The 4,567-nt window shown below is 67.2% G+C and carries 3 protein-coding genes and 1 pseudogene; 3 read left to right on the top strand and 1 reads right to left on the bottom strand.

Annotation, left to right across the window (positions count from 1 at the left end; genetic code table 11):
- The first annotated feature begins 281 nt into the window (after positions 1-281).
- Entirely contained in the window at positions 282-1,286 is a 1,005-nt protein-coding gene (locus tag JMF82_RS21590; RefSeq protein WP_201316581.1) for a cupin-like domain-containing protein, read from the top strand.
- Positions 1,287-1,522: 236 nt separating this feature from the next.
- On the opposite strand, the gene JMF82_RS21585 is transcribed toward JMF82_RS21590, so the two are convergent.
- Complete coding sequence (locus tag JMF82_RS21585) at positions 1,523-2,419, bottom strand: LysR family transcriptional regulator (RefSeq protein ID WP_201316580.1); 897 nt, start codon at positions 2,417-2,419, stop codon at positions 1,523-1,525.
- 103 nt (positions 2,420-2,522) lie between these two features.
- On the opposite strand from JMF82_RS21585, the gene trpB reads away from it, so the two are divergent.
- Both trpB and trpA read left to right on the top strand, forming a co-directional pair.
- Positions 2,523-3,731 carry a tryptophan synthase subunit beta gene (gene trpB, locus JMF82_RS21580; protein WP_201316579.1) on the top strand — a complete coding sequence of 403 codons (1,209 nt, stop codon included), beginning with the start codon at positions 2,523-2,525 and terminating at the stop codon, positions 3,729-3,731.
- A pseudogene (trpA, locus tag JMF82_RS21575) lies at positions 3,728-4,527 on the top strand (tryptophan synthase subunit alpha). Before trpB ends, trpA begins: the two are co-directional and overlap by 4 nt.
- Positions 4,528-4,567: the final 40 nt, after the last annotated feature.

Raw genomic sequence — 4,567 nt, 5'->3', positions numbered from 1 at the left:
CTCTTGCTTGCCCAAGAGAAAGTAACCAAAGAGAAAGGCACCCCGCGTGGCGCTGGCCGGGCTTCGCCCGTCCACCCCTCACCGCCCCACAGGGGATATTCGAAGGCTCGTGCCGCTGCGCGGCACATCGCGAGCGATAACCTCTCTCAGTAGGAGCGCACCCAGTGCGCGACCGCAGAGGTCACAGATGCACTGCGGTCGCGCACTGGGTGCGCTCCTACAGGGGAGCAGGGGCGCGCTGCTAGCATGGCCTGTCAGCCGCGATGCAACCCAGGTACCGCATGTCCGCACCGATCGAAGCGTTTCACTACGAGGGCCAGCCCGACGCGCTGGACGCGCTCGTCGCGGAGGCGCGCCCTCGGGTCATCCGCGGGCTGGTGACGCATTGGCCGCTGGTGGCCATGGCGCGCCAATCCGACCACGCGTTCGCATCGCATCTCATCGCGCACGACAACGGCACGGTGGTCGATGCGCTCGTGATGCCGCCCGAGGCGGACGGCGTGGTGGGTTATCGCGGCGATGCGGAGGCGTTCAATTTCAGCCATTACAAGGTGACGGTGACACAGGTCCTGCAACGCCTTCTGGCTTCCATCGACCAGGACCAGGCACCGGGTATTGCCTTGCAAAGCGCCACCATCGCCGGTTGCCTGCCGACGCTGCTTGCCGGGCACGCGGTGCCCATGCTCGACGCAGCGATTCCACCACGGCTGTGGATCGGCAACCAGGTCACGACGCCCGCGCATTTCGACGAGTACCAGAACATCGCCTGCGTGGTGTGCGGCACGCGGCGTTTTACGCTGTTTCCGCCGGGGCAGGTGCGCAACCTCTATATCGGCCCGCTGGATTTCGCGCCGACCGGTGCCGCGATCAGCATGGCCCGCCTCGACCGGCTGGACGATCCGCGTTTCCCGCGATTGAAGCTCGCCCTGGAGCATGCGCTGGTGGCCGATCTGGAGCCCGGCGATGCGATCTACATCCCGCCGATGTGGTGGCATCACGTGGCGTCGCTGGGCAAGCTCAATGCGCTGGTGAACTACTGGTGGAAACCGCCGCAAGGGAAGAGCCTGGTGCCGAACACGCGTCTCGGCGGCCTGTTGCATTGCATCCTGTTGTTCAAGTCGCTGCCGCCATCCGAGCGCGCGGCGTGGCGCGAACTGCTCGATTATTACGTGTTCGGCGACGAGGATCCGGCCGCGCATCTTCCCGGGGAAAAACGCGGTTGGCTGGGCGAACTCGACGCCGAGCAGTCGATGAAATTGCTGGAGCGCATTCGCCAATACCTGTAGCGCGGAACTCTTTGTAGGAGCGCACCCCGTGCGCGATGACGGGCGGAGCGGAACGCCTCGACCCGGCGGTCGCGCACGGGGCGCGTTCCTGCAGTGGCAGTATCGACGCCACGGGTAATCGACCCGGTTTTCCACAGCCCATGTGGATGCGTGCTGGAAAAGCCTGTGGATAAGCTGTGCTATCTGCTTGATGGCAAAAGCGTCGCGACGCGCTGGCGCGCAAATGCGCAATCGATTCAGCCGGCGTGGCGGTTGAACTCCGCGCTTAGCCAGCGTGCCAGCGCCTCCGATCGTTCGGCCGGCATGCGCGATGGCGTGGCAAGCACCCACTGCGCTGAAGAGTCCACGAAACCCCAGGGCGCGACCAGGCGGCCGGATGCCAGGTCGTCCGCCACCAGCGGCTCGGGCGCGATGGCGAGGCCACGTCCCGCAACGGCCGCTTCGATCAGGTGATAGAGGTGGGGATAGCCCTGCGCCCTGGACAGTTGCGTGGGGGCAACGCCGGTGGTCTGAGCCCAACTGCCCCACGCGCGAGGCCTCGATTGCGTATGCAGCAGCGGCAGCTCGAGCACCACACCAGGTGATCGCCCGGCAAGCCGGTGGGCTTTCGCAAACTCGGGGCTGGCCACCGGGCCGATGCGTTCGCGCACCAGGGGGCGTACATGCCACGACGCGGGCCAGGGCGCCTCGCCGGCGAGCACGGCCGCGTCGAGGCCGCCGAGGGCGTCGTCGAATGGCGCTTCCTGCGGGCGCAGGTGCAGGTCGAGGCCGGGCAGGTCGGCCATCAGGCGTTCAAGGCGCGGAATCATCCAGCGCGCGAGCAGGCTGACCGGGCAGCCCAGCACGAAAGGCGTGTGGTTGGCCTCTGGCCGGAGCGACTCCACCGTGTCGCGCAATTGGGCGAATGCCGCCGTGCTGGTATCGCGCAGGCGCTGCCCGGCGGCCGTGAGCGCCAAGCCGCGCCCCTGGCGCTGGAACAGGGCCAGGCCCAGCTCTTCCTCCAGTGAGCGTATGTGTCGGCTGACAGCCCCATGGGTGACATGCAGCTCGACCGCCGCCTTGCTCACGCTTCCCAGGCGGGCGGCGGCTTCGAAGGCGAGCAGGGCATTCAGGGAGGGCAGTGGCCGGGGCATGGCATCTGTGAGTTTATTTGACAGATGGCGACGATCATATCGCTTTTGGGAACGGGGGCTCTGGGGTAGGGTGGCGTGCGCATCCCCGCTGGCGAGTGACCCCATGACCAAGATCGACTTCAGCGCCTATCCCGACGAGCACGGTCGGTTCGGCGCGTACGGCGGCAGCTACGTCGCCGAAACCCTGATGGCCCCGTTGGCCGAGCTGACCGAGGCCTACCTGCGCCTGCGCGAGGATCCAGCGTTCCTCGCCGAACTGGACAGCGACCTGAAGTACTACGTGGGCCGCCCCAGCCCGGTGTACCACGCCGAGCGGCTGTCGCAGCACGTGGGCGGCGCGCGCATCCTGCTCAAGCGCGAAGACCTCAACCACACCGGCGCGCACAAGATCAACAACACCATCGGCCAGGCGCTGGTGGCCAGGCGCATGGGCAAACCGCGCATCATCGCGGAGACCGGCGCGGGCCAGCACGGCGTGGCCAGCGCCACGGTGGCGGCGCGCTTCGGCCTCAAGTGCGTGGTCTACATGGGCGCGGTCGACATCGAGCGGCAGAAGATCAACGTCTACCGCATGAAGCTGCTCGGCGCCGACGTGGTGCCGGTGACCTCGGGCTCCAGGACGCTCAAGGATGCGCTGAACGAAGCGATGCGCGACTGGGTCACCAACGTGGCCGATACCTTCTACATCATCGGCACGGTCGCCGGCCCGCATCCGTATCCGCTGATGGTGCGCGACTTCAACGCCATCGTCGGCCGCGAAGCGCGCGTGCAGGTGCAGGAGCAGTTCGGCCGCCTGCCCGACGTGATCACCGCCTGCGTGGGTGGCGGCTCCAACGCGATCGGCCTGTTCCATGCCTTCCTCAATGACGAGAAGGTGCGCATCGTGGGCGCCGAGGCGGCGGGCGAGGGCATTGCCACGGGGCATCACGCGGCGTCGCTGGCGGCCGGTCGTCCCGGCGTACTGCACGGCAATCGCACCTACGTGCTGTGTGACGACAACGGACAGATCACCGAAACGCATTCGGTGTCGGCGGGTCTCGACTATCCGGGCGTGGGTCCCGAGCATGCGTTCCTGAAGGATGCGGGGCGGGCCGAATACGTCGGCGTCACCGACGACGAAGCGCTGGAGGCATTCCATCTGCTGGCGCGTACCGAAGGCATCCTCGCCGCGCTGGAGTCGAGCCATGCCGTGGCTCAGGCCATCAAGCTGGCGCGCGAATACCCGAAGGACGCCCTGGTGCTGTGCAACCTGTCCGGTCGCGGCGACAAGGACGTGCACACGATTGCCGCCCGCGAAGGAGTGCAGGTATGAGCCGCATCGACCGTCGTTTCGAACAACTGAAGTCCGCCCGGCGCACCGGGCTCATTCCCTTCGTCACCGCCGGCGATCCCTCGCCGCAGCATGCCGTGGCACTCATGCATGCGCTGGTTGACGCCGGCGCCGACGTGATCGAACTGGGCGTGCCGTTTTCCGATCCGATGGCGGACGGCCCGGTGATCCAGCACGCCAGCGAGCGCGCGATCGCCAAGGGCGTGGGCCTTGGCGACGTGCTGGGCTGGGTCGCGCAGTTCCGCCAGCGCGATGCGGACACGCCGATCGTGCTGATGGGCTACCTCAATCCCATTGAGATACATGGCTATGCCCGCTTCGCCGAAGAGGCTGTTCGGGCCGGCGTCGATGGCGTGCTGGTCGTCGATTGCCCGTTGGAAGAAGCCGTCGTGCTCAAGCCGCTGAAGGATGCGGGCCTGCAGCAGATCCTGCTGGCGGCGCCCACAACCGCACCCGCGCGTATGGTGCGGTTGTGCGGGTCGGCGGAGGGTTTCCTGTACTATGTCTCGTTCGCCGGCATCACGGGCGCGGCACGATTGAGCACCAATGACATTGCTGCTCGTGTAGCCGATATCCGTGCGAAGTCCAAGGCACCGGTGGCCGTGGGTTTCGGCGTGCGCGATGCGCAGTCGGCCAAGGCCATCGCCGGTTTCGCGGATGCGGTGGTGATCGGCAGTGCGCTGGTGGAGCGCCTGGCGGGTGCGGAGGGCGTCGATGACGTCGTCGCGCGTGCCAAGGCATTCCTGGGCGCCGGATACGGCAAGCGCTGGACGCCTGACGCTTAGCTCCCTCTCCCCTCCGTGGAGAGGGGCTAGGGT

This window comes from Dyella sp. EPa41 (assembly GCF_016586165.1).
In the GTDB taxonomy this organism is placed as follows: domain Bacteria; phylum Pseudomonadota; class Gammaproteobacteria; order Xanthomonadales; family Rhodanobacteraceae; genus Dyella.
This window is presented reverse-complemented; position numbering and strand designations above follow the sequence as displayed.